Annotated in this window: 18 protein-coding genes; all 18 read left to right on the top strand. The window is 41.3% G+C overall.

What is annotated here, in order from left to right; all coding sequences use genetic code 11:
• Positions 1-4 precede the first annotated feature (4 nt).
• The 18 genes from COJ96_RS12115 (at position 5) to menC (ending at position 22,484) form a co-directional block, all read left to right on the top strand.
• Positions 5-2,047, top strand: a complete 2,043-nt coding sequence (locus tag COJ96_RS12115) for a hydantoinase/oxoprolinase family protein (protein ID WP_098573521.1) — start codon at positions 5-7, stop codon at positions 2,045-2,047.
• A gap of 4 nt (positions 2,048-2,051) precedes the next feature.
• Positions 2,052-3,815, top strand: a complete 1,764-nt coding sequence (locus COJ96_RS12120) for a hydantoinase B/oxoprolinase family protein (RefSeq protein WP_098573524.1) — start codon at positions 2,052-2,054, stop codon at positions 3,813-3,815.
• 10 nt (positions 3,816-3,825) lie between these two features.
• Entirely contained in the window at positions 3,826-4,266 is a 441-nt protein-coding gene (locus COJ96_RS12125) for a DUF3830 family protein (RefSeq protein ID WP_098573527.1), read from the top strand.
• A gap of 124 nt (positions 4,267-4,390) precedes the next feature.
• Positions 4,391-5,161, top strand: a complete 771-nt coding sequence (locus COJ96_RS12130; protein WP_098573530.1) for an aspartate/glutamate racemase family protein — start codon at positions 4,391-4,393, stop codon at positions 5,159-5,161.
• Positions 5,162-5,192: 31 nt separating this feature from the next.
• Positions 5,193-6,539 carry an MFS transporter gene (locus COJ96_RS12135; protein ID WP_098573533.1) on the top strand — a complete coding sequence of 449 codons (1,347 nt, stop codon included), beginning with the start codon at positions 5,193-5,195 and terminating at the stop codon, positions 6,537-6,539.
• Positions 6,540-6,699: 160 nt separating this feature from the next.
• Positions 6,700-8,298, top strand: coding sequence for a hydantoinase/oxoprolinase N-terminal domain-containing protein (locus tag COJ96_RS12140; protein ID WP_098573535.1), 1,599 nt, complete (start codon positions 6,700-6,702; stop codon positions 8,296-8,298).
• Between the two features lie 19 nt (positions 8,299-8,317).
• Complete coding sequence (locus COJ96_RS12145) at positions 8,318-9,487, top strand: S-methyl thiohydantoin desulfurase family protein (RefSeq protein WP_098573538.1); 1,170 nt, start codon at positions 8,318-8,320, stop codon at positions 9,485-9,487.
• Positions 9,487-9,762, top strand: a complete 276-nt coding sequence (locus COJ96_RS12150; RefSeq protein WP_098573541.1) for a hypothetical protein — start codon at positions 9,487-9,489, stop codon at positions 9,760-9,762. Before COJ96_RS12145 ends, COJ96_RS12150 begins: the two co-directional genes overlap by 1 nt.
• Before the next feature lie 116 nt (positions 9,763-9,878).
• Positions 9,879-10,976 carry a M24 family metallopeptidase gene (locus tag COJ96_RS12155; RefSeq protein WP_098573543.1) on the top strand — a complete coding sequence of 366 codons (1,098 nt, stop codon included), beginning with the start codon at positions 9,879-9,881 and terminating at the stop codon, positions 10,974-10,976.
• 38 nt (positions 10,977-11,014) lie between these two features.
• Positions 11,015-12,139 (top strand): S-methyl thiohydantoin desulfurase family protein, encoded by a 1,125-nt coding sequence (locus COJ96_RS12160; protein WP_098573546.1) that lies wholly within the window; start codon positions 11,015-11,017, stop codon positions 12,137-12,139.
• Positions 12,140-12,282: 143 nt separating this feature from the next.
• A complete protein-coding gene (locus COJ96_RS12165) occupies positions 12,283-14,334 on the top strand; it encodes a hydantoinase/oxoprolinase family protein (protein ID WP_098573549.1) in 2,052 nt (683 codons plus the stop codon).
• Positions 14,331-16,094, top strand: coding sequence for a hydantoinase B/oxoprolinase family protein (locus COJ96_RS12170; protein ID WP_098573551.1), 1,764 nt, complete (start codon positions 14,331-14,333; stop codon positions 16,092-16,094). Before COJ96_RS12165 ends, COJ96_RS12170 begins: the two co-directional genes overlap by 4 nt.
• Before the next feature lie 15 nt (positions 16,095-16,109).
• Entirely contained in the window at positions 16,110-17,192 is a 1,083-nt protein-coding gene (locus COJ96_RS12175) for a dipeptidase (RefSeq protein WP_098573554.1), read from the top strand.
• Positions 17,193-17,280: 88 nt separating this feature from the next.
• The gene (locus COJ96_RS12180; protein WP_098573557.1) at positions 17,281-18,291 is read left to right on the top strand and encodes a dipeptidase; all 1,011 of its coding nucleotides are present in this window, start codon (positions 17,281-17,283) and stop codon (positions 18,289-18,291) included.
• A 59-nt stretch (positions 18,292-18,350) separates the two neighbouring features.
• Entirely contained in the window at positions 18,351-19,352 is a 1,002-nt protein-coding gene (locus COJ96_RS12185; protein WP_098573560.1) for a proline racemase family protein, read from the top strand.
• A 32-nt stretch (positions 19,353-19,384) separates the two neighbouring features.
• Complete coding sequence (locus tag COJ96_RS12190; protein ID WP_098573564.1) at positions 19,385-20,527, top strand: M20 peptidase aminoacylase family protein; 1,143 nt, start codon at positions 19,385-19,387, stop codon at positions 20,525-20,527.
• A complete protein-coding gene (locus COJ96_RS12195; RefSeq protein ID WP_098573573.1) occupies positions 20,524-21,381 on the top strand; it encodes a GNAT family N-acetyltransferase in 858 nt (285 codons plus the stop codon). Before COJ96_RS12190 ends, COJ96_RS12195 begins: the two co-directional genes overlap by 4 nt.
• Positions 21,378-22,484: an o-succinylbenzoate synthase gene (gene menC / locus COJ96_RS12200; RefSeq protein ID WP_098573576.1), complete on the top strand. Its 1,107-nt coding sequence runs from the start codon at positions 21,378-21,380 to the stop codon at positions 22,482-22,484. The genes COJ96_RS12195 and menC overlap by 4 nt, the downstream gene beginning before the upstream one ends.
• Positions 22,485-23,159 lie beyond the last annotated feature (675 nt).

Below are 23,159 nucleotides of genomic sequence, written 5' to 3' on the forward strand. Positions count from 1 at the left end.
TTTTGTGACGCGGTATCGTTTAGGGATAGATATAGGGGGAACATTTACGGATTTAGTTCTTTATGACAAGCAAGAAGCGAAATATCAAACAGAGAAAATTTTAACTACTCCAAAGAACCTGTCAGATGGTGTATTGGAGGGTATGAAAAATCTAGTTGAGGACTTTAGTGAAATCGATTACTTCGTACATGGAACAACAGCAGGACTTAATGCCTTTCTTGAACGAAAAGGATCGAATGTAGCCTTAATTGTCACGGAAGGATTTAGGGATATTTATGAAATAGGCCGTGCGAATCGTCCTGATATGTATAGCATTACATATAGAAAACCGGAACCTCTAGTAAAGCGCCGTAACGTTTTTGAGGTAAAGGAAAGAGTGTTAGCTGACGGTACAGTCGAGACAAATCTAGACTTTAACCATTTGAATGAAGTGGTCAATCAAATTATCGAAAAAGGATTTAACTCCGTTTCGGTAAGTCTTTTACACTCATACAAAAACCCAGAAAATGAAACAAAAGTAAAAGAGTTTATTAAACAAAAAGCACCTCACATTTCAGTATCGCTATCGCATGAAATTGCTCGTGAATGGCGTGAGTACGAACGTACTAGTACGACGGTGATCAATGCCTATGTAGCACCGATTGTTGAAAACTATCTTGCTAGTCTAGAAGACAGAACGGGACAAGAAGGGTTAGAAGGAGACTTATATATTATGCAATCCAATGGCGGGGTGATGACATCCGGGGTTGCAAAGAAAATGCCAATCCAGACGCTAATGTCCGGTCCGGTTGGTGGTGCAATTGGAAGTATTAGCCTTGGTAAACTGACAGACTATAAAAACTTAATTTGTGTCGATATGGGTGGAACAAGTTTTGATGTAAGCCTTGTTATTGACGGTGAACCAGATGTTACGTCGGAAACTAGTCTAGAAGAATTTCCTATTCTTACACCAATGGTTAATATTCACACAATTGGGGCGGGTGGTGGTTCCATTGCCTGGATCGAGGGCGGGGGATTACGTGTAGGTCCAAAAAGTGCAGGAGCAGACCCAGGTCCTGCCTGTTATGGAAATGGAGGTACTCAAGCAACTGTAACGGACGCCAACCTAGTGTTAGGACGTCTGGATGAGGAAGGGTTTCTTGGCGGAAACATGAGATTAGACCGTGATGCTGCCTATCAAGCGGTAAAACAAATTGCTGATCAGCTAGGTTTAGGAGTACTAGAAACAGCAGAAGGGATTTGTGATATTGCCAATGCAAAAATGGCGGACGCCATTCGTACGTTAACAGTAAGCAAAGGGATTGACCCACGTGATTTCGCGCTTGTCGCATTTGGCGGAGCTGGTCCGATGCACGCCGTGTTAATCGCTGATCTTCTTGGAATAACGAAAATCCTTGTCCCAACAGTTGCTGGCACTTTCTCGGCTTGGGGCATGCTTCAAACAGATATTCGTCATGATGCTGTAAGAACATTTGTATCTGTATTAGACCATAGTGACAAGAAGAAGATGGTTGGTCTATATGATGAAATGGAGCAAGAAACTATCAATATTTTAACTCAGCAAAGAGTGAAAGAAGCTGATATGTCATTTCAGAAAACGGTGGACATTCGCTATGTTGGCCAGGAATACACAGTGAATGTACCCTTAAATATTAAAATCAATGATGAGGAATCCATGATTCAGTTAGCCGGACTTTTCCATGAAATGCATGGGAAAATTTATGGTCATAACAATCCGGATGGAATTATTGAAGCAGTAAATTTACGAATAACTGGCTACGGAAAGCTAGAAAAAGAGGAACAAGCAGAAAAGGAAACAACTGTTAAAACTGAAACAGATGTCGTTTCAAGAACGAACAAACAAGTCATCTGGAAAGGGTCAGAAAAAAATACACCAGTTATGACGACTGCTCATTTGAAGTATGGCCATCGTTTTGATGGACCAGCAATTGTAGAAGATCCTCGAACTACAACGGTTATTCCTAGTGGTTATCGAGTTGAGGTTGATCGGTTAGGGAACCTTGAAATCACGAAGGAGGAACGATAATAATATGAATGCTAAAGCAGCGGTTAAAACGAGTCAATTTTTAGAAAACCCGATTACAACGGAAATTATTCGGAATGCGTTAATTTCTGCCGCACATGAAATGAATGCAAGTCTGGCTAGAAGTTCTTTTTCTCCGATCATATACGAAATGAAGGATTGCAGCGTTGGTATTTTTAATAGAAACGCAGAATTGCTGGGTCAATCAGCAGGCCTTCCTATCTTTCTAGGAAATTTAGATGAGTGCATAAAAATCGTTACAGCGTCGATTGGCGGGGTCGAAAATTATCTGCCTGGTGATGTCTATATCATGAATGACTCTTATCTAACTGGTACACATCTTAACGATATTACCGTTATTTCCCCTGTTTTTTATGAGGATGAATTGATCGGTTTCACTGCGAATCGTGCCCACTGGCTTGATGTAGGTGCACAGGACCCAGGTTTCTCCATGGATGCTACAGAAATCTACCAGGAAGGAGTACGTATTCCGCCTACAAAAATATACGATGCTGGTCAGGCTCGTAAAGATGTTATTAATCTTATTATTACTAACAGCCGTTTTCGGGATGCTGCACTAGGGGATCTTAATGCTCAAATTGCTGCCTGCCGTACTGGAGAGAAACGTTTTCATGAGATCATCAGCCGATTCGGTTTAGAAAAAGTAAACCGCTCCATTCGGGATATTTTCAAGCAATCTGAACTTTTAGACCGCGAAATGATTGCGAGAATTGCTGATGGAGTTTATGAGACCGAAGGTTGTTTGGACAATGATGGAGTGTCGGAGGAACCTGTACCAGTAAAAGTAAAAGTGACCGTTGAAGGGGAAAATATTACGATCGATCTCACTGGCTCCAGCGAACAAGTTAGAGGAATGACCAACTGTGGATTGGCACAGACAATCTCAGCCTGCCGGGTAGCTTTTAAAGAGCTAATTAGTCCTGATGCGCCTGTCACGGGCGGGAATTTTAAAACGTTAAATGTTGTGGTACCAGAAAGAACGATCTTTAGTGCGCAAGAGCCGGCAGCGTGTGTTTGGTATTTTTCTGCACTAGGCTTGCTCATCGATCTTGTCGTTAAAGCCCTGTCTCCAGCTCTTAAGGAAAGAAGTGCGGGTGCACATTACGGGGATTCGATGATCATAACGTTCTCAGGGATTGATCCGCGTCGTAACACGTCATTTCTAAATGTAGAAGCTACGGCAGGCGGCTGGGGAGGCTTTGCTGCTAATGATGGCCAATCCGGATTAATCAATAATGTTAATGGTGATTTCAAGAACCTGCCTATTGAGGTTCTTGAAGATAAATACCCTTTTAAAGTAACCACCTATGGCTTTAGAAAGAATTCAGGAGGAGCAGGAAAGAACCGAGGAGGTCTCGGAATTATTAGAGGTTACGAGGTTTCTGCAGATGAAGCTTTTTTATACCTTTGGTTAGAGCGTTCAAAAACACCTGCTTGGGGACTTTTTGATGGTAAAGAGGCAGCATCACCAGAAGTTACTATTTTAAGTGGAGAAAAAGAAGAAAAAGCCCTGAAAATAAATGCAAAACCAATGAAATATGGAGACAAGGTGATTGTGAAAACAGGAGGCGGCGGCGGATTTGGGCATCCGTTTGAACGTGACGTCGATCGTGTGCTTGAAGATGTCATCGATGGGTATATTGACCTTCAAACGGCATTAGAGCAGTATGGTGTTGTCATAAGTGGTGAATTGTTAGAAGTGAACGAACAAGAAACCATTATTTATCGTAAAAAAAACAGAATAGGTTAAGAGGTGAAATATGCGCCGAATATTAATCACATTTGAAAACGGGGAAAGTTTCCCGGCAACATTACAAGAAGATAAAGCCCCCCAAACGTGTCAAATCGTTTGGGAGGCACTTCCCTTTTCGCAGACAGTTACGCATTCACGCTGGTCCGGTCGTGAAGTGAATTTTGAATTTCCGTCTACTTCTATGCCAAAAAGAGAAAACCAAACCATATCTACTAGTATTGGGGAAATTGTCTACTGGAGGGATTGGCCTCTTGAGTCTGAACCTGACGTTTTAGAAGTTTTAGCTATTTACTATGGTGCTGAACATACACGAAGCAACAAAGGGGATGAACCGGTTAACGTTTTTGCCCAGGTTGACTTTACTTATCTAGATCTTTTGCAAAAAGTTGGCGAACGTATCTGGTTAAATGGTTCTGAAAAAGTCACTATTACGAGATTAAAAAACTGAAATTAAATTAATATTAAAAATATTTATTTTTTTCGAAAATAATTATGCTATTACTTAAATGTTTATGGTAATATAAAAAAAGATAGTTATTATTCTGAATTTTTAAAAATCGGGAGGTTAAAAAATGGCTAGCAAGAAAATTTTGTTTATTAATCCATTGCACACAGATGTTTTTGATGAAGAATTTAGAACACAATTTGAACGTTTTAAAAGCCCGGACACAGTGGTGGATGTTGTTTCTTTTGCTGGACCAGGACCGATCCACGTGGAGTATAACTGCTATGAAGCAATGGTCATTCCAGAACTGATCAGGACTGTGAAAAAGGCGGAAGAGGACGGGTATGACGCGGCAATTCTCGGCTGTTTTTATGATCCCGCTTTAAGAGCTTGCCGGGAAGTGGCTGAAAAAATGGTTGTTACCGCACCTGCTGAAGCTGCTTTGCACATTGCCACCACGCTTGGAGAAAATTTCTCGATTCTTGTGGGCAGAAAAAAGTGGATTCCGGAAATGAAAGAAAATGTCCACAAATACGGCTTTGCACATAAACTGGCGTCATTTAAATCGCTTGAGCTCGGGGTGCATGATTTCCAGAAGGATCCTGAAGAAACAAAGAGAAGAATCAGGGCGGCAGCGAATGAAGCGATCGAGAAAGATGGGGCAGATGTCATTGTTTTAGGCTGTACAGGCGAGTTTGGTTTCTTTGATTCATTGCAGCAAGAATTAGGCGTGCCAGTCATTGACGCGAGCTGTGCGCCATTTAAATACGCAGAATTTCTAGTAGAAATAAAACAAAAATTATCCTGGACCCACAGCAAGAAGGTAGGGTATCAATCTCCTCCGGCAAAGGAGGTGGAGGAGTTTAACTTATATAATCCGGTTTTAAGTAAGAAATAATTTTATCATTATGAATGAGGGAGTGAGTTAAATGGAAGTGGTAGCTTCTGCTAAGTCTCAAGAGAAAACCGTTGAAGTTGGTACTTTTTTTGAAGACATGCCATTTACAAAAAAACATCGATTTGTAGGGATAGCGCTATTTATGGCGTTTGTAATCGAGGCATGGGAAATGATGATTATCATTATGATTAGTGGAGCTATCGCCGCTGAATTTTCTTTAACTCCTGTCCAAGTAGGTTCCCTTATTGGTGCAATTTTCTTAGGTATGATTCCGGGGACATATGTGTGGGGGATTGTTGGAGATAAAATCGGACGAAAGAAAACGATTATTTACAGCTTACTCTTATATGGAGTGGTTTCAGCTGTCAGTGCATTTTCACCAAACTATGAAACACTTTACACATTGCGCTTATTATCCGGTTTTTCTTTGGGTGGTGTACTTGCTTGTATCTTTCCATATTACGAAGAAATGCTCCCAGTTAAACAGCGTGGTAAAGCAGCAGTATTTTTATCCGCAGGATGGCCAATTGGTACTTTAATTGCCCTAGGAATAACCAGTTTACTTATGGATTTGGACGGGGTATTGGGCGGTTGGAGAGCAATCATTTTTATTAGTTCGCTAGCTGGATTTTGGGCTTTCGTCATTAGAAAAATTCCTGAATCTCCTTACTGGCTTGCAGGAAAGGGAAGAACAGACGAGGCAAAGCAAATTATTTCTGAATTAAGTGAAGGTAAAACAGTGGTTAGCCAGGGCACAGAATTGTATGTCTCTAAAGTAAAACAAGGTAGTATCTTTGAAATTTTCAAAACGAAAATGATAAAAACAACAGCATTACAAACAATCGTCAATTTCTGTTTCTCCTTTGGATATTGGGGATTGTATACGTGGATTCCAACATTATTACAACAAAAGGGCTTATCAATGGGACAAAGCTTAGGTTTCGTTGCATTATCGGCTGTAGCGCAGATTCCAGGGTATATCGTAGCTGCACACCTAACTAGTAAATATGGACGTAAAAAAGTCATGTTTGCTTTCGTATTATTTGCATCGATCTTTGGGTTTGCATTTGCATATTCTTCGAGTGTATTCCAACTATACGCATTCAACTTCGCTTTAGGATTCTTTAGCTTAGGGGCATGGGGCGTTTGGAACACATGGTTTGGAGAAATCTATCCAACAAATGTACGTGGTGTAGGATATAGCTGGGGTGTTGGCGGACAACGTTGGGCAAACACTGTGGCTCCATCTTTAATCGGTTTTGTTATTGGATTAGGTTGGGTATTTGGAGCAACGGTTTCTTTTATTCAGGTTTTCATGGTTATTACACTGATTACAATCCTATTTATTAGAGAAACGGAAGGCGAAATCTTACATTAACATCAAAAAAATTTAATCCATATTGATATAAGATAGATAAAATGTTTTTTACTTAGGCTTCACCTTAACTCTAATTTAATAGATTTGGTGGAGCCTTTTTCCAAAATAAAATCAACAGAGTAATGGATTAATAGGAAATACATAACGAGGAGGAAAACACATGACAGAGCAAATCAGGATTGGTTTTGATGTCGGTGGAACATTTACCGATGGTGTTTTAATGAGAGGGAAAGAAGTTGTTTCAAAAACAAAGTCCTTAACAACAGAAGATATTACAACAGGGATTATTAATGCATTGGATTTATTGTTAAAAAACAGCAATGTGGATGTTTCAAAAATAGAAATGGTTTCCCTTGGAACTACTCATACAACGAATGCCATTATTGAGAGACGTAAACTTGATAAAGTAGGTATTTTCCGGATTGGGGCACCGGCGACAACAGCGATACCCCCAATGACAGGGTGGCCAGAAGATTTAATCGCAGCATTAGGTGGTAAAGAGCATGTCCATATCATTCGAGGCGGATCTGAATATAACGGGAAGGATATTGTCCCTTTAGATGAAAAAGCCATCATGGATGCAGCGAAAGCGATGAAAGGGAAAGTTGGTTCGGTAGCCATCACAGGTGTATTTTCACCAATCATACCAAAACACGAGGACCGTGCAATGGAAATTGTTAGAGAATATCTTGGTGATGAGGTGTTCATTACTCAATCCCATAAAATCGCATCCATCTCGTTACTGGAAAGAGAAAACTCCACGATCTTAAACGCTTCCGTTAAATCGGTTATGAAACGGGCCGTTGAAGCATTCAAACAAGCGGTGGCCGATCGAAATATCAATGCAAAGCTATTTGTCGTTCAAAACGATGGAAGTGTAATGAATGCTGATCATGCAGTAGAGTATCCAATCTTTACAGTAGCTTCTGGACCAGCTGCTTCTGTTCGCGGAGCCGTGTACTTATCAGGTATCCAAAATGGGGCGGTCGTGGATGTGGGTGGAACCTCAACTGATGTAGCCTATATTGTAAATGGTTTTCCAAGAGAATCCTCTATCACTGTAAATATCGGTGGAGTAAAAACAAATGTACGCTGTCCAGATTTATTATCCATTGCTTTAGGCGGTGGAACGATTATCAAAACTCAGCAGGATAAAGTCATGGGTTTAGGACCTGAAAGCGTGGGCTATAACCTTGTCAAACTGGGTAAATCATTCGGTGGACCAATTTTAACCGTACATGATATTGCTGTTGCAACAGGACGTTTAAACAGCAAACTTGATATTTTTGATACCAATTATGTTACGAACATAGCTGCCATAAATGCATTACCAGCATCCTTAGTTAAGGAAGCGAACGCTAGAATTAAGGAACGTGTAGAGATTGCCATTGATCAGATGAAAACAGAATCAGGGTTAATACCTGCTATCTTTATTGGCGGGGGAGCCCTAGCTGTTCCGCAGTATAATATTGAAGGGACAACAGAGGTCATCCTTCCAAACCATTTTGAAGTGGGCGGCGCAATTGGAACAACGATTGCGGAAATTGGTGCTTCAGCAGAATTGGCCGTTGACCTTGCAGTTGAAAACCGAAATGCTGCCATCGACCGTGTTGTCGCCTTAGCTAAGATAAATGCGCAGGAAGCTGGAGCCATTGCTGGAACCGAAGAAATTATCGATGTGGAAGAAATTCCGTTTGCTTATATGCCAGGAAAAAAACAAAAGGTCAGAGTACGGGTTAAGGGCAAAGTATTTGCTTAAACAGCTGAGGAGGGAAACCATGAGTGTTTACGATATTTTAGAAGATTGGGGAATAACCAATTATCGAGTAATCGACAAAAAAAGCATTGAGGAAATTACATTAGGAGCCTCCATTTTAGCCACTGGTGGTGGAGGAGATCCGGAAATCGGACTGTTATGGGCCTATAAAGTGTTAGATGAAGGAAAAGATATTGTCATGATTGACCCACTAGATATTCCAGATGATATTTTAGTGGCGAGCCCTGCTTGTTTAGGAGCAGCCCTAGTGTTAACTGAAAAGCCGCCTAATGAAGACGTTTTGAATAAAGCGGTTTCCACCTTGGAAGCCTATATGGGCAAAAAACTACAAGCAACAATCCCACTTGAGTGTGGAGGGGTAAACTCCATAGTTGCTTATGCTGTTGCAGCAGAATTAGGATTGCCTGTGATCGATGTAGATGGAATGAATCGTGCCTTCCCTGAGTTGCAAATGACTTCATGGGCTACTCAAGGGGTGCACGCATCCCCAACAGTTTCTACCGATGACCGTATGAACACAACAGTTATTGATACACGGGATGATGATCTGATGGCAGAGTCGATTGCACGAAAAGTAGCGATGTCTTATGGCGGAATTTCCTGGGTAGCCACCTACGCAATGTCTGGAGCTGATGTGAAAAGAACCTCCATCTTAAACTCCCAAAGTATTGCATGGGATGTAGGGAAAGCTGTAATGGAAGCCAGAAAGAGCCACAATGACCCAGTTGAACAAATTTTAACTAGTATTAAAAATACTAGAAATATTCAAGGCCACCGAGTATTCAATGGGAAAATCGTCGATATTCAAAGAGAATTTGGCGGTGAGATGAACAAAGGATTCTCACTCGGAAAGGTGATAATGGAAGGTATTGGAGACTACAAAGGACAAAGAGCCGAATTGGATTTTCAAAATGAATGGTTGAATCTAAGGGTGGATAACGAACTAAAATGTGTTACACCTGATCTCATTGCAATCCTTGATATTGAAACAGGTGAGCCGATTCGTACGGACATTATGAAATATGGCTACCGCGGTTCTATTATTCTTATACCGGCTCATGAACGGATGAGAACAGAAAAAGGTCTTGAGACATTCGGTCCTCGCTATTTTGGTTATGACTTTGATTATGTTCCCGTTGAAAAGTTAATGGCAAAACAGGGGGTGAAATAATGGAAACGCAATTGCTTCAAACCAAACTAGAAGATCAAGATAATAAGTTAGTTCTAAAGACGATTGTCAATCAGCCTTATATCGAAAGAAAAGAATTAGCAGACAAGCTCGGATATTCTGTGGAGCAGGTCGATGAAATTTGCCAATCGTTTATTGATTCTTTCGTTATTCTTGAGTTGGCAAGTCAGGCAACCTCTAACATTGAGTCTCGTGTCCCAAGAAAAGTGTATTTAATCAATCCAGAGTTGGAGCAGACCATTAGAGAATTAATATAAAAACATATGATCAGACATAATGCTGGTGAAACCATGAATACGTTGTTCGTTCTTAAAGAGAATAACCCATGATTTCACCAGCATTTCTAAATAAAAAAGCTGAATAGGTGAGGAATTTGGAAGTCAATCCGTTTTTAAATAGAGTTCAAGCTTTACGAAAGATAATGGAAGAGAGACAACTGGATGTATGTTTGCTATTTAATCGAGCCAGTATCCGATATTATACAGGACTTCGTATGAATACTGCTTCCTTTAGTATTCTATTAATTTCACAACAAGATATAAAGTACGTTGTGGCACGCTTAGATTTAAAACGGGCTCTGAGGGATTGCTGGATTAAAGAAATTCTCCCTTTTCCAGAAGATACCCCTGATTATCTTACGGTTTTAAATCATTATTTTCATAAACGCAAAATAACACGGGTTGGTGTGGAGCTGCCGGAACTTAACTATGCTACCTTCCAGTACCTTCAAGAGAAACTGTCAAATGCCCATTTTGAAAACATCGCATCTGAAGTTGGACGGTTGCGGATGATTAAAAGTGAGGAAGAAATTCAAATTATTCGTAAGTCTGCTCAAATTGCCGACAAAGCAATGCAAGAAGCGCTGAAAGCAGCTAGAGCAGGGATGAAGGAACACGAAGTAACAGCTGTTGCCATGTATACGATGTTAAAAGAAGGCGCTGAAAATTCATCATTCGAGATTTTTCTCGCTTCCGGTGAGAACAGCTGGCTGCCACAACGATATGCTTCAGATAAAGCTTTGAATCCTAATGAATTAATCTTGTTAGATATGGGCGCAATTTATCAAGGTTATTGCTCCGATATTACCCGAACTTTTTCAGTAAAAGAAACTACGCTTGAACAGAAACGGCTGTTCCAAGATGTATTAAGAATTCAGCAGGAGACCATTCAGTCCTTGCGTCCAGGAGTGCAGGCTGGAGAGATTGATTACATAGCAAGACAGAAGATTCAAGAATTAGGATATGGCGATTACTTCCCGCACTTAACGGGACATGGATTAGGCTTAGATATTCATGAAGGCCCGATTATCGATAAGGGAAGAACTGATATTCTTGAAAAGAACATGGTGGTAACAATCGAACCTGGGGTATATCTGCCTGGAGTAGGGGCTGTTCGAATCGAAGATATGGTTCTAATAACTGAAGGCGGTTACGAAGTATTGACCCAAACGAAGCGTGATCTAATCAATTGAGCTAGCGAAAAGCAGCCAATAACCAAGGAGGAAATGGGATGAGTGTGTACGACATCCTAGAAAAATGGGGTATTACCGATTATAAAACATTAACAAGACAGGATATTGATGACATTACATTAGGTGCTTCCATCCTTGCGACTGGTGGGGGCGGAGACCCGGAAATCGGACTGCTATGGGCTTATAACGTACTAAATAAAGGGAAAGAAATCGTATTAATTAAACCTGATGATGTACCAGATGATGCGATGATCGCGATGGGGGGATGTTTAGGAGCCCCAGTCGTTCTAACGGAAAAAACTCCAAACGGAAGCGAATTGAATATTGCATTTCAAAAATTAAGTGAATACTTGAATCGTGATTTTGTTGGAGTCATTCCACCAGAAGCTGGTGGAGTTAATACAACTGTTCCGATGGCAGTTGCTGGTGAAATGGGCTTACCTGTTATTGATGGTGATGGGATGGGCAGAGCTTTTCCTGAATTACAAATGACAAGTTTTCATATTGGAGGCGTTTCAGCCAGTCCGGTTGTAGCCATTAATGAAAAAGGGTTTGCTACGATTATTGATACTGCAGATGCTTACATGGCTGAGAACATTGTTCGACAAACAGCAATGTCCTATGGCGGAATCAGCTGGATTGCAGGATACCCAATGAATGGGGAACAACTGCGAGCAACATGTATCCCAAACACAGTAAGCTTAACACTAGAGTTGGGGAAAAAAGTAAGGGAAGCTCGCAATGTGCACCATGATCCGATTAAAGTGGTTGAAGAAATTACCGGTGGATGGAGCGCTTTTAAGGGGAAAATTGTTGATATCAATCGCGACTTCGGTGCAGAAAGTACAAAAGGATTCTCCATGGGACAAATTATCATGGAAGGATTCGGAGAGCACAAAGGAACCACGGCTGTTATTGATTTTCAAAATGAATGGTTGAAATTAACCATTGATGACCAATTAATCTGCTTGCCTCCTGATCTTATTACGATATTAGACTCAGAAACAGCTGAACCCATTCGAACCGACATTGTGAAATACGGGTACAGAGGAACGATTGTCGTCATTCCTGCCCATGATCGAATGAAGACGGAAAAAGCAATCGAAGTTTGCGGCCCGCAAGCATTTGGCTATGATTTGGATTTTGTCGCACTGAAAAAATAGATTGCAAGGATGCTAACACACTCACAATTAAGGGGGTGATGATTCAAGACTACTTTCTTGCATACGTAATCGTCAGTTGAGTCATTGGAAATCTCTACTTAAAAGCTTGGATGTAAGAATATATGAATATAGGGGGAAATGCTATGCGAATTTCAGTTGACGTTGGTGGTACTTTTACCGATGTTGTGACACTCGATCCAGTTTCAGGCGATCTACGCCTTGAAAAGGTAGAGACCGTCCCACACAACCCTGCGAGCGGTGTTCTGGAAGGATTCCGTAAGGCAGAAGTTAGTTTCGAGGAAATAGATTACTTTGTACATGGGACAACTCTTGGCCTGAATGCTCTTCTAACTCGTACAGGATCTCAGGTAGCAATCGTTACAACCAAGGGGTTTAGAGATGTTTATGAGTTAGGGCGTACTGATCGTGATTCCATGTACGATTTTAAATACCGTAAACCGGAATCATTAGTCCCAAGGCACCGGCGCCTTGAAGTGAGTGAGCGTCTTGATTATCAAGGAAATGTTCTGACGAAATTTGATCGCGAAGAAGCGGTTAAATTGGCTCAACAACTTCGTGAAGAGGGAGTTCCATCCGTAGTAGTCTGCTTCTTACACAGCTATATCAACCCGAATCACGAACTTGAAATGGAGAAGGTGCTTCTTGAAGAATACCCAGAGGTTTCAGTGACTTTATCCCATCGATTAACACGAGAATATCGCGAATATGAACGGACAAGTACAGCTGTTATTGATGCGTATATCAAGCCAATCATGCGTACTTATTTGGATCGACTCGACAGTGAATTACAGGAAGAAGGCTATCAAGGCCAATTCTTACTTACCCGCTCAGGCGGCGGTGCCATGACAGCGAAAGCAGCTAAGGAAGAGCCTGTTCATTCAGTCATGTCCGGGCCAGCAGGTGGTGCAATTGGTGCAGCATATTTATCTGAACTGACAGGACATCCGAATTTGATCACCCTAGATATGGGTGGAACAAGTCTTGACACCACTATGGTCGTAGATGGGCAGATTGCTATAGAAAACGAGGCATTAGTTGAGAGTTTACCGATATCCACACCAATGATTGATATTCGTACGATTGGTTCTGGCGGCGGGAGTATCTCATGGATCGATGACGGAGGAGCCCTTCAGGTTGGACCAAAAAGTGCGGGTGCAGACCCAGGCCCTGCATGTTATGGAAAAGGCGGAGTAAATGCAACGTTTACCGATGCTGCCCTAACGTTAGGTTATTTAGATGATCAGAACTTTCTTGGGGGAGCGATGACCATTGATCCTAATCTTTCCCGTAATGCAATTAAGAAGCTTTCCGATCGGTTAAACCTTTCTATCGAGCAGGCAGCAGCTGGTATCGTCCGCATAAGTGAGGCGAAGATTACTGGTGCGATTCGAGAAATATCAGTAGAACGAGGGTATCACCCAAAAGATTTTGCCCTTCTTGGCTTTGGCGGCGGTGGAGGACTCGTTTCCTGTAACGTTGCACGAGAGATTGGTATCCCAACTGTTATTATTCCTCCAGGAGCAGGTAATTTCTCAGCATGGGGAATGATGATGGTCGATGTAGTGTATGATTTTGCTCAAACCTTTGTAACAGGTCTAGTAAACGCAGATGTTAATGAAATTACTAGGTTGTATGGCAATTTGGAAGATAACGGACGTGAATCTCTTGGCCGCGATGGATTTACCTCTAAGGATTGCAAGTTTATTCGTTGGGCAGAGATGCGTTATGCAGGCCAAGAGCATACTGTTAAGATTGAGATCCCGGGGGACGACATTACACCAGCTCACATTTCGGAAATTGCCGCAAACTTCGGTGATGCCCATGAGACGCAATATGGTCACCAAACAACAGATCCAGTAGAAATCGTTACCCTTCGTGTGAGAGCTGTTGGCGTCCTTGCAAAACCGAGAATTGCCAAGCTTGAAGCAGGGAATGGTGACGGATCAGCCGCTCGTAAAGGCAGCCGCTCGGTCTACCAATCTAGCCTTAATAGTCACGTTGAGTATGAAGTTTACGATCGATTCAAGCTGCTTGCCGGAGATGAGGTAGCCGGTCCAGCCATTCTAGAAGAGCCTAGCCACACCACCATTTTACACGAAGGTGACGTTCTAACGGTTGGAGAGTATGGAGAACTTACCATCGCTATTTATAATGATAGAGGAGGTATAGCATGACTAGGAGCATAGAATTAAAAAATAGTGCGCAAACAAATGTAGATGATCATGCAGAACAGATTAAAGTTCAAGTTATTCACAACTACCTGCTGTCAGCAGCTCGGGAGATGATGAGGAATTTAAAGCGTACCGCTTATGACACGATCATCTATGAAATTCAGGATTTTGGACTTGGAATTTATGACCGCGAATGTAGATTACTAGCTGAATCACCTGGGTTGGCTATTTTTACTCGTGGTAATGACTATGCGCTGAGAAAAATGGTAGAGTTTCTCGGTGAAGAGAACATTCATGAAGGGGATGTCATCCTCTTTAACTATCCATACTGGAGCTCTAACCACACATTGGATGTACTAGTTAGCTCACCAATCTTCTATCAAGATGAGCTGATTGGGTATGCTGCCTGTAAAGCACACTGGCTTGATTTGAATCAACAAGATCCTGGGTACTGCTTAGATACTACCAGTATTCATAGAGAGGGGCTCATTCTTCCAGGGCTAAAAATTTACAAGCGTGGCGTTCGTGATCTAGAGGTGGAGAATCTTATCAAATTCAACTCTCGTATTCCAGATCGAGTGATTGGAAATATGAACGCTCAGATTTCTTGCTGCCACACCGGTGAAAAGCGGGTACAAGAGTTGGTACAAAAGTTCGGCCTAGAAACTTTTAAAGTGGCAAGTCAAGAGATATTAAACCACGGTGAACGGATTGCTCGTGCGCGCCTTGCTGCTCTGCCAAAGGGAACATGGTCTGCCGAGGATTGGGTTGATGATGATGGGGTCGAAAAAGACAAAATGGTTAAAATTAAAGTGACGGTTACCGTAACTGATAGCGAATTTATCGTTGATTTCACCGGTACGGATCCAGCGGTTGCAGGTCCTATTAACCTGCCAATTGGGATAACCGAAGGGGTTGCAGCACTGGCTTTCAAAGGGCTCACAACTCCGGATTCTCCAGCAAATGATGGCAACTTCCGTCCATTACGCGTCATTGCTCCGGAAGGTTCTTTGGTAAATGCGCAGTATCCTGCGGCAACTTTTACAATTTGGCCATCTATTCACATTCCGGAGATTATTTGTAAGGCATTAGCAAATGCGATGCCAGACATAGTACCTGCATGTTCAGGTGGAGAGGTCGTATCGGTTATGGGTGTCGGTACACATCCAGTAACCGGTAAAGTTTGGCTTGAAGCCACAAATGAAGCGGTGGGCTTTGGTGCTCATGCTGGAGGCGACGGCGAAAACGGAATTATGCACTTATCAGAGCCAGGCTGCAGAAATAACCCGATTGAGGTATTAGAGACCAAGGCTCCACTATTAATTGAAGGCTATTATCTTCGTCAGGATTCTTGTGGAGCTGGAGAGCACCGCGGCGGGGTAGGAGCGACTCGTGTATATAGATTTACTGCTCCAGGGAATGCCGTAACGATTCTAAAGAAAACGAAGACAAAACCTTGGGCACTAAATGGTGGCCAGGAAGCCGATTCCAATCATATTATGCTATGGCCTGGAACCGAGCGTGAGGTGCGTACAGGGGCGATTAATCAACCTTTGGAAGCCGGTGAAGTTCTAATCAGCAGTGCAGGCGGCGGCGGAGGATGGGGAAATCCATTTAACCGCAGCGTTGAGAAAGTGCTTGAGGATGTACGTAATGGCTATGTTTCACAGGAGAGCGCACAGCGTGACTATGGGGTAGTTATTGATACAGCCTCGTGGACGATTGACACTGCTGCCACTGCTAAACTGAGACAGGCACGATAGGGGGCACGTAACATCATGAAATTTATCGATTTGCATAGCGATATTCTGGTGGACGTGATTTGGCGTCGTTCACGAGGTGAGAGTCGGGTAATAAGCGAACGCCATTTGCCGGCACTGCGAAATGCCGGCATTAATGCACTAGGTCTAACCATCTGGATTGAATTAGACCAAACTCACCGGGCGGCACCTCGTACTAGGGAGGTGATGGCTGCACTTGAAGCAGAATTGAGAGAATCACCGGGAGAACTCGCAATGGTTAGAACCCCTGCTGAGGCTGAAGCAGCGATCAGCTCAGGGAAGCTTGCAATCCTGCTAACGATAGAAGGAATGGCGGCGCTTGATGAAGATCCATCCCTTTTGTCCGATTTATTCGATTTGGGACTAACATCAGGACTGTTAACGTGGAATGAGACGAATGCTTTTGCGAGCGGATTTCCCGGCTATAATTATGCCGAGGCACGGGCACTATCCCAATCGGGAAGTGGTTCGTGGCTAACTGGACTTCAGGGACCTGGAGAAGGAGAGGTTCGAGGCCTTACGGCAAAAGGGCGTACTCTTCTGATGGAGATGGCACAAGCGGGAGTCATGCTGGACTTGTCCCACTTGAATGAAAAATCCTTTTGGGACGCAATCAACGCCTATCCAGGTCCGGGAGTATTTGCATCGCATTCCAATGCGAAAGCGCTATGTGCAATCTCGCGCAATTTAACAGATGATCAGATAAAAGCCATTGCTGAGCGAGATGGAATCATTGGCCTCAATGCATTCTCAGCATTCGTACATCAGGAAAACCCTGGTATTGATCGATTTATCGATCACGCCGTGTACATTGCCGGTCTGGTAGGGACACGACACCTTGGCTTCGGGTTTGACTTCATCAACTATCTGGACGCAGAAGCGCTTGATAGTATTGGTGGCACGCTCCCCAAAAATCCTGAACTAAATGGTGCGGTGGATGTACCGAATTTGCTGGAGCAAATGCGCAAGCGGGGTTTCTCTTCAACAGAGATAGAAGGTATCACATGGGGGAACTTTGCTAGAGTATGGGACTCTGCTATTTGTTATAGCAACACAGTGAAAGTGAATAAGGTGAAATAATCAAAAAGGATAAAGGTAAAAGGGGAAAGGCTTAGCTTTTCCCTTTTACTTTAGAAAAGACTCCAATATAGTAGGAGGGCTAATATAATTGAATAGAACAGAGAGTTTACAACTTCACAAAAAAGCAATCATAATTGACGCGACCTGTCCATTAGGATCATTGGAAAACTACTATAAATTGTGGATCGACGGAGGGGTTACAGTAATGGCTCCCACTGTGGCAGTCAATCAAAATTGTCGAGAAACAGTTAGTCTCCTTGCCACATGGTTAAAGAAAATCAAAGCAAGTGATGACTTGTTACTTGTAACATGCGTAGAAGTTATTTATAGGGCTAAACGAGAAAATAAATTAGGAATCATTTTTCACTTCCAAAACTCTCTGCCTATTGAAAACGATTTGGACCTTTTGTCTGTTTATCACCGGTTAGGCGTAAGGGTTATCCAAATCTGTTATAACGTAAAGAATTTTATTGGTGACGGTTGCACAGAGCGAACTAATAGTGGATTAAGTGAATTCGGTATAAACGTAATCAGAGAAATGAATCGTGTAGGAATATTGGTAGACTTAACCCATACAGGTTATCAAACAACCATGGACGCAATTAAGATATCTGAGAAACCTGTCATATTTAGTCATTCAAACGTGTTTAACTTGTGTCCATCACCTAGAAATCTTAAGGATGATCAAATAAAAGCAGTAGCCGAAAAAGATGGTGTCATCGGGGTTGTTGGTTATCCAGCATTTGTAACCTCAAATAATCAAGCAACGGTTGATGATTTGATCGACCATATTGATTATATTAGAAAACTTGTTGGTATCAGACATATTGGAATTGGGATGGATTATTGGGAAGGCATGGATGGGATTGCAACTCTTGGTGAATCGAAAAAGTTATATACAGAATTAATTGATACTGGTAAATGGAAGGCAGATTGTTACCCTCCGCCGCCATGGAGATATCCAGAAGGAGTAGAAAAACCATCACAGTTCTCAAATTTAACAGATGCGTTAATTCGTAGAGGATACTCAGAGGAGGAAGTCCTCATGATATTAGGTGAAAACTTCCTTCGAGTTTACAAAGAAGTGTGGAAAGGATAAGAAACACGCTTGTTGTTTAGGGATAGGACCAAATTTTAAAGTGAAAGAGGGGTTACGGAATGATTAATTTTTCACAATATATTCAAACCATTGATTCCCATACGATGGGGCAGCCAACTCGGATCATCACTGGGGGAGCACCTAGAATACTAGGTTCGACAATGATGGAAAAAAAGCAATACTTGCAAAGTAAATTAGATTGGATGAGAAAATTATTAATGTCTGAGCCGCGTGGTCATAAAGATATGTTTGGAGCTATCATTACAGATCCTTGTTCGGAAGAATGTGATATTGGCGTTATCTTTATGGACGGCAATGGATACTTAAATATGTGTGGCCATGGGACAATTGGAACGATCACAACCGCTATAAACATTGGGATGATAGAACAAAAGAGGAATATCAAGATTGATACTCCAGCGGGGGTTGTGGAATGTGAAGTGGAGTTTTTAAACAAGAAGGTGGAAAAGGTCACCTTTACAAATGTGCCTGCCTTTGTTTTTGGAGAGAAAGTCGAGGTATTTGTTGAAGGTGTTGGGCATGTGTTGCTTGACGTAGCCTTCGGGGGCAGTATTTTTGGTATTGTCAGTGCTGAACAGTTTGGTTTAAAGCTAGTAAGTGAAGAGCAGCAACAATTAATTACTCTTGGGAATAAAATTAAAAATGCGGCAAATGAACAGTTGAAATTTCAGCACCCGCTAATTCCGGAAATCAACACGATAGATTTAATTGAATTTAGTTTGATATCTGACAAAGAAGATGTTGATTACAGGAATACGGTTATATTTGGGAATGGACAAATTGATCGATCCCCTTGTGGCACTGGTACGTGTGCAAAAATGGCGTTACTATATTCACTAGGAAAGTTAAAAATACATCAAAATTTTGTACATGAGAGTATTATAGATTCTAAGTTTGAAGGAAGAGTGATTGGGGTCAGTCATGTGGGTGCCTATCACGCCGTTATCCCACAGATTTCAGGTTCTGCATGGATTACGGGTATGCACCAATTTATAATTGAAAGTGAAGATCCCTATTATGAAGGGTTTTTATTGGGATAGTGCAGTAAATGAATAATACGGAGGAAGACATATTGAAAGAGATAATCCAGCAGTTACAACCTACGATTGATTCCGTTTTTGATTATTTACATCAAAACCCGGAGATAAGTTGGCAGGAATACAAGACAACTGCCTACATTCAAAAATTTTTAGAGGAACGGGGTTTCACGGTCCAAACGTTTGATGATTGTCCAGGTCTCGTTGTGGAGGTGGGAACCGGGGATTTTTGCGTTGCCCTTCGTACTGATATGGATGCACTCTGGCAAGAAGTAGATGGTCAATTTCAAGCAAACCATTCTTGTGGGCATGATGCACATATGACGATGGTGATGGGAACCATGCTCCTTCTGCAAAAACTAAATACCTCCTATAAAGGAAAACTGAAATTCATTTTTCAACCGGCGGAAGAAAAGGGAACCGGGGCATTAAAGTTGATAGAAAACAAGATTGTAAATGATGTGGATTTTTTGTATGGTGTCCATCTGAGACCAATTGAGGAACTAGCGGACGGGTATGCAGTGCCTGCCCTTTATCATGGTGCAGTAGCCTTTTTGGATGGGAAAATTATTGGTGTGGATGCACATGGCGCACGTCCTCATCTTGGCCAGAATGCTATCGAAGTGGGTTCATCTTTCATTCAAGCCATAAAAGGCATCCATTTGGATCCGATGATTCCATATACCGCTAAAATGACAAAGTTCCACGCTGGTAGTGATTCTGGGAACATTATTCCCGGAAATGCGAACTTTAACATCGACCTTCGGGCACAAACAAACGAAGTCATGAAAGAACTTATAGAAAAGATCAATGAAATCGCGGAATCAGTCGCAAATCTGCACGGTGTTACGATAACACTAGAGACAAAAGCGAACGTAGCAGCTGCACAAGTTAATGAACAGGCTAAACATTTTATGAAGAAAGCCATTATTGATTCTTTAGGTGAAAAGCGGTTAAAAGATCCGATTATTACTCCGGGTGGAGAGGATTTTCATTTTTACACATTGAAAAATCCCCACATAAAAGCGACCATGCTAGGATTAGGGTGCGATTTACAACCCGGGCTTCACCATCCTAAAATGACATTTAATCATAGTTCCCTTTACTCTGGAATTGAAATCCTTGCAAGAACCCTAATAAATACACTTGAGGCTTTTGAAAAAGGGGAGTTATCATGAGTTTTGAAATTAAAACACGAATGCTAAATACTGTTCATGATCTAACGCTGGTTCAAAAACTGGAAGAAGAAGTATGGAAGATGCAACCGCTTCCCCTCCATCAAACGATCACTGCTTCTCAAAATGGCGGCCTTTTATTAGGCGCTTTTATTAATGAAGATTTAGTAGGATTCAGTTATAGTTTTGCGGGTTTTAATAACGGGAAAAGTTATTTGTGTTCACATATGCTTGGGGTCCATCCGAGTCACCAAATGAAAGGCATAGGTGCTATCTTAAAAGAAAAACAGAAAGAATTAGCTCGAGAAATGGGTTACGAACTGATCATGTGGACGTATGATCCACTTGAAACACGAAATGCTTATCTTAATCTATCAAAATTACATGCAATAAGCTCAACATATGTTGATAAATGCTATGGTGATATGGAAGACAATTTAAATAAAGGTATTCCATCGGATCGTCTTAAAGTGGAATGGTGGATCAATAGTCCTTATATTTCAAAACCCTATCCTTTTAACCAAGAACAGGCTGAGTTGATCTTTAAATGGGAAACAATTGAAGGGAAACTCCCAAAATTAAAGAATATTGAGGAAGACTTACCAAGCATTTCGTCTAGTGATAATCCAATCTTATTGCCAGTGCCAGTCAATTTTCAGTATGTAAAAAATACAAATAAGGAGCTTGCGATGGATTGGCGATTTAAAACGCGAAAGATCTTCCATACCTTATTTTATAAGGGATACGCAGTTGTTTCCCTTATAAAAAATAATAATCAATCAGTTCATTTTTATGTATTTGTCCCAAAACGATCTTTACAAAATTTACTTCATGATAAAGGAGTGACAACAGAATGAGATTACGAGAGGTAAAATTACGACATGTAAGAATGAAAATGAAATTTCCGTTTTCAACTAGTTTCGGAACGTTTGAAGATAAACAATTTATTTTACTAGAAGCAAAGGATGAAAATGGTGAGAGCGGCTGGGGGGAATCAGTAGCATTTCATTCTCCTTGGTATAATGAAGAGACAGTAAAAACTAACTGGCATATGTTAGAGGATTTTATGATCCCAAAACTTTTGAATAAAGATATAGAGCACCCTGATGAGGTTTCTGAAATTCTCTCAGGAATTCGAAAAAACAATATGGCAAAATCAACAATTGAAGGGGCCGTGTGGGATTTATTCGCTAAGCAAAAAGGGATTCCACTCGCTGTGGCACTGGGTGGTGAAAAAAAGGAAATTGATGTCGGCATTAGTATTGGGATTCAAGATACTGTTCTCGATTTAGTTCAATTAATTGAGGAACATGTAAATGAAGGGTACAAGAGGATAAAAGTAAAAATTAAACCAGGTTGGGATGTCGAGGTTTTAAGGGAGGTTCGGAAACATTTTCCGAATGTGCCATTAATGGCTGATGCCAATTCAGCTTACTATTTAAGTGATATCGACCGATTAAAAGCACTTGATGAGTTTAATCTCACGATGATCGAACAGCCGTTATCCTCTGACGACATAGTTGATCACGCTAAACTGCAAAAAGAAATCAGCACGCCAGTCTGCCTCGATGAAAGCATTCATTCCTATGAAGATGCTCGAAAAGCCATTGAACTGGGAAGCTGTAAAATTATTAATATTAAAATTGGACGGGTTGGGGGTTTAACACAGTCCAAACGTATCCATGATCTATGTCAAAAACATGATATACCGGTTTGGTGCGGGGGAATGCTCGAATCAGGTGTGGGAAGGGCACATAATATTGCGTTAACAACCTTATCGAATTTCATACTGCCTGGAGACACAGCTGCTTCTTCCCGTTATTGGGTGAAAGACATTATTGACCCGGAAGTTGTCGTTGAAAATGGAAAAATCACCGTTCCAGAAAAGTGTGGAATTGGTTATGAACCTAATAGAGAAATTATTCAACAACTTACGGTTAGTGAAAAATCTTATTTCTAAAAAATGTAATTTCTTCCATTCTATCAAGTTAAGTTATTATTCATAGTATCTATAAAGGTAAAGAACTTATACGAAAAATACTACCGAAAGGAAGCGCCAGTAAGCCAGTTAAGGTCCTTCTTTTTTAAGTCGTTATCAGCTGCCGAAGATGATTCATCGGTTCTTTACCCATCTGCAAATCAGCAATTATTTCTCTCACCCTGTTATTTTTGTAAACTGGAGGTAGAGGTCCCATTATAACATCTAAGAAAGCAAATGAACGATTTCAAATTATGGCTTGTTATCGTAAAGACATACCATCTTGGTTTTCAAAAGAAATCATCCTAAAAGGTATTAAGGATGGGAGAATAGTAAGAGAAAAAGCAGCAGAAGCATTTTATGCATTGGATTAAAGGAATTAGTTCCAATTTTTGAAGAAGCATATGCTAATGAAACAAATGAAGAAACTAAAATTCAATCGGTTTGTATCTTCCTTTAGTTAGAGACGGTTATAAATTAGAACCAATAGATGAAAATACACTAAACTTAGCATTTAGAACCAAAGGACTTGGAATGAAAGGTATTTGGATAAGCCCAGAAGAAGTAAAAACTAAAGAAATGATTGATAATATAATCTTTGAAAAGAATAGGCTTTAAAGTAACGACGAGCATTTAAGCTCCACGCCGCCCTTGGAG

Source organism: Bacillus sp. AFS073361 (genome assembly GCF_002567005.1).
GTDB lineage: Bacteria > Bacillota > Bacilli > Bacillales > Cytobacillaceae > Neobacillus.

What these genes read in the sequence shown, in the direction of transcription:
- COJ96_RS12120 (WP_098573524.1), top strand. Translation starts at nt 2,052, where the DNA reads ATGAATGCTAAAGCAGCGGTTAAAACGAGTCAATTTTTAGAAAACCCG.
- COJ96_RS12125 (WP_098573527.1), top strand. Translation starts at nt 3,826, where the DNA reads ATGCGCCGAATATTAATCACATTTGAAAACGGGGAAAGTTTCCCGGCA.
- COJ96_RS12130 (WP_098573530.1), top strand. Translation starts at nt 4,391, where the DNA reads ATGGCTAGCAAGAAAATTTTGTTTATTAATCCATTGCACACAGATGTT.
- COJ96_RS12135 (WP_098573533.1), top strand. Translation starts at nt 5,193, where the DNA reads ATGGAAGTGGTAGCTTCTGCTAAGTCTCAAGAGAAAACCGTTGAAGTT.
- COJ96_RS12140 (WP_098573535.1), top strand. Translation starts at nt 6,700, where the DNA reads ATGACAGAGCAAATCAGGATTGGTTTTGATGTCGGTGGAACATTTACC.
- COJ96_RS12145 (WP_098573538.1), top strand. Translation starts at nt 8,318, where the DNA reads ATGAGTGTTTACGATATTTTAGAAGATTGGGGAATAACCAATTATCGA.
- COJ96_RS12150 (WP_098573541.1), top strand. Translation starts at nt 9,487, where the DNA reads ATGGAAACGCAATTGCTTCAAACCAAACTAGAAGATCAAGATAATAAG.
- COJ96_RS12160 (WP_098573546.1), top strand. Translation starts at nt 11,015, where the DNA reads ATGAGTGTGTACGACATCCTAGAAAAATGGGGTATTACCGATTATAAA.
- COJ96_RS12165 (WP_098573549.1), top strand. Translation starts at nt 12,283, where the DNA reads ATGCGAATTTCAGTTGACGTTGGTGGTACTTTTACCGATGTTGTGACA.
- COJ96_RS12170 (WP_098573551.1), top strand. Translation starts at nt 14,331, where the DNA reads ATGACTAGGAGCATAGAATTAAAAAATAGTGCGCAAACAAATGTAGAT.
- COJ96_RS12175 (WP_098573554.1), top strand. Translation starts at nt 16,110, where the DNA reads ATGAAATTTATCGATTTGCATAGCGATATTCTGGTGGACGTGATTTGG.
- COJ96_RS12185 (WP_098573560.1), top strand. Translation starts at nt 18,351, where the DNA reads ATGATTAATTTTTCACAATATATTCAAACCATTGATTCCCATACGATG.
- COJ96_RS12195 (WP_098573573.1), top strand. Translation starts at nt 20,524, where the DNA reads ATGAGTTTTGAAATTAAAACACGAATGCTAAATACTGTTCATGATCTA.
- menC (WP_098573576.1), top strand. Translation starts at nt 21,378, where the DNA reads ATGAGATTACGAGAGGTAAAATTACGACATGTAAGAATGAAAATGAAA.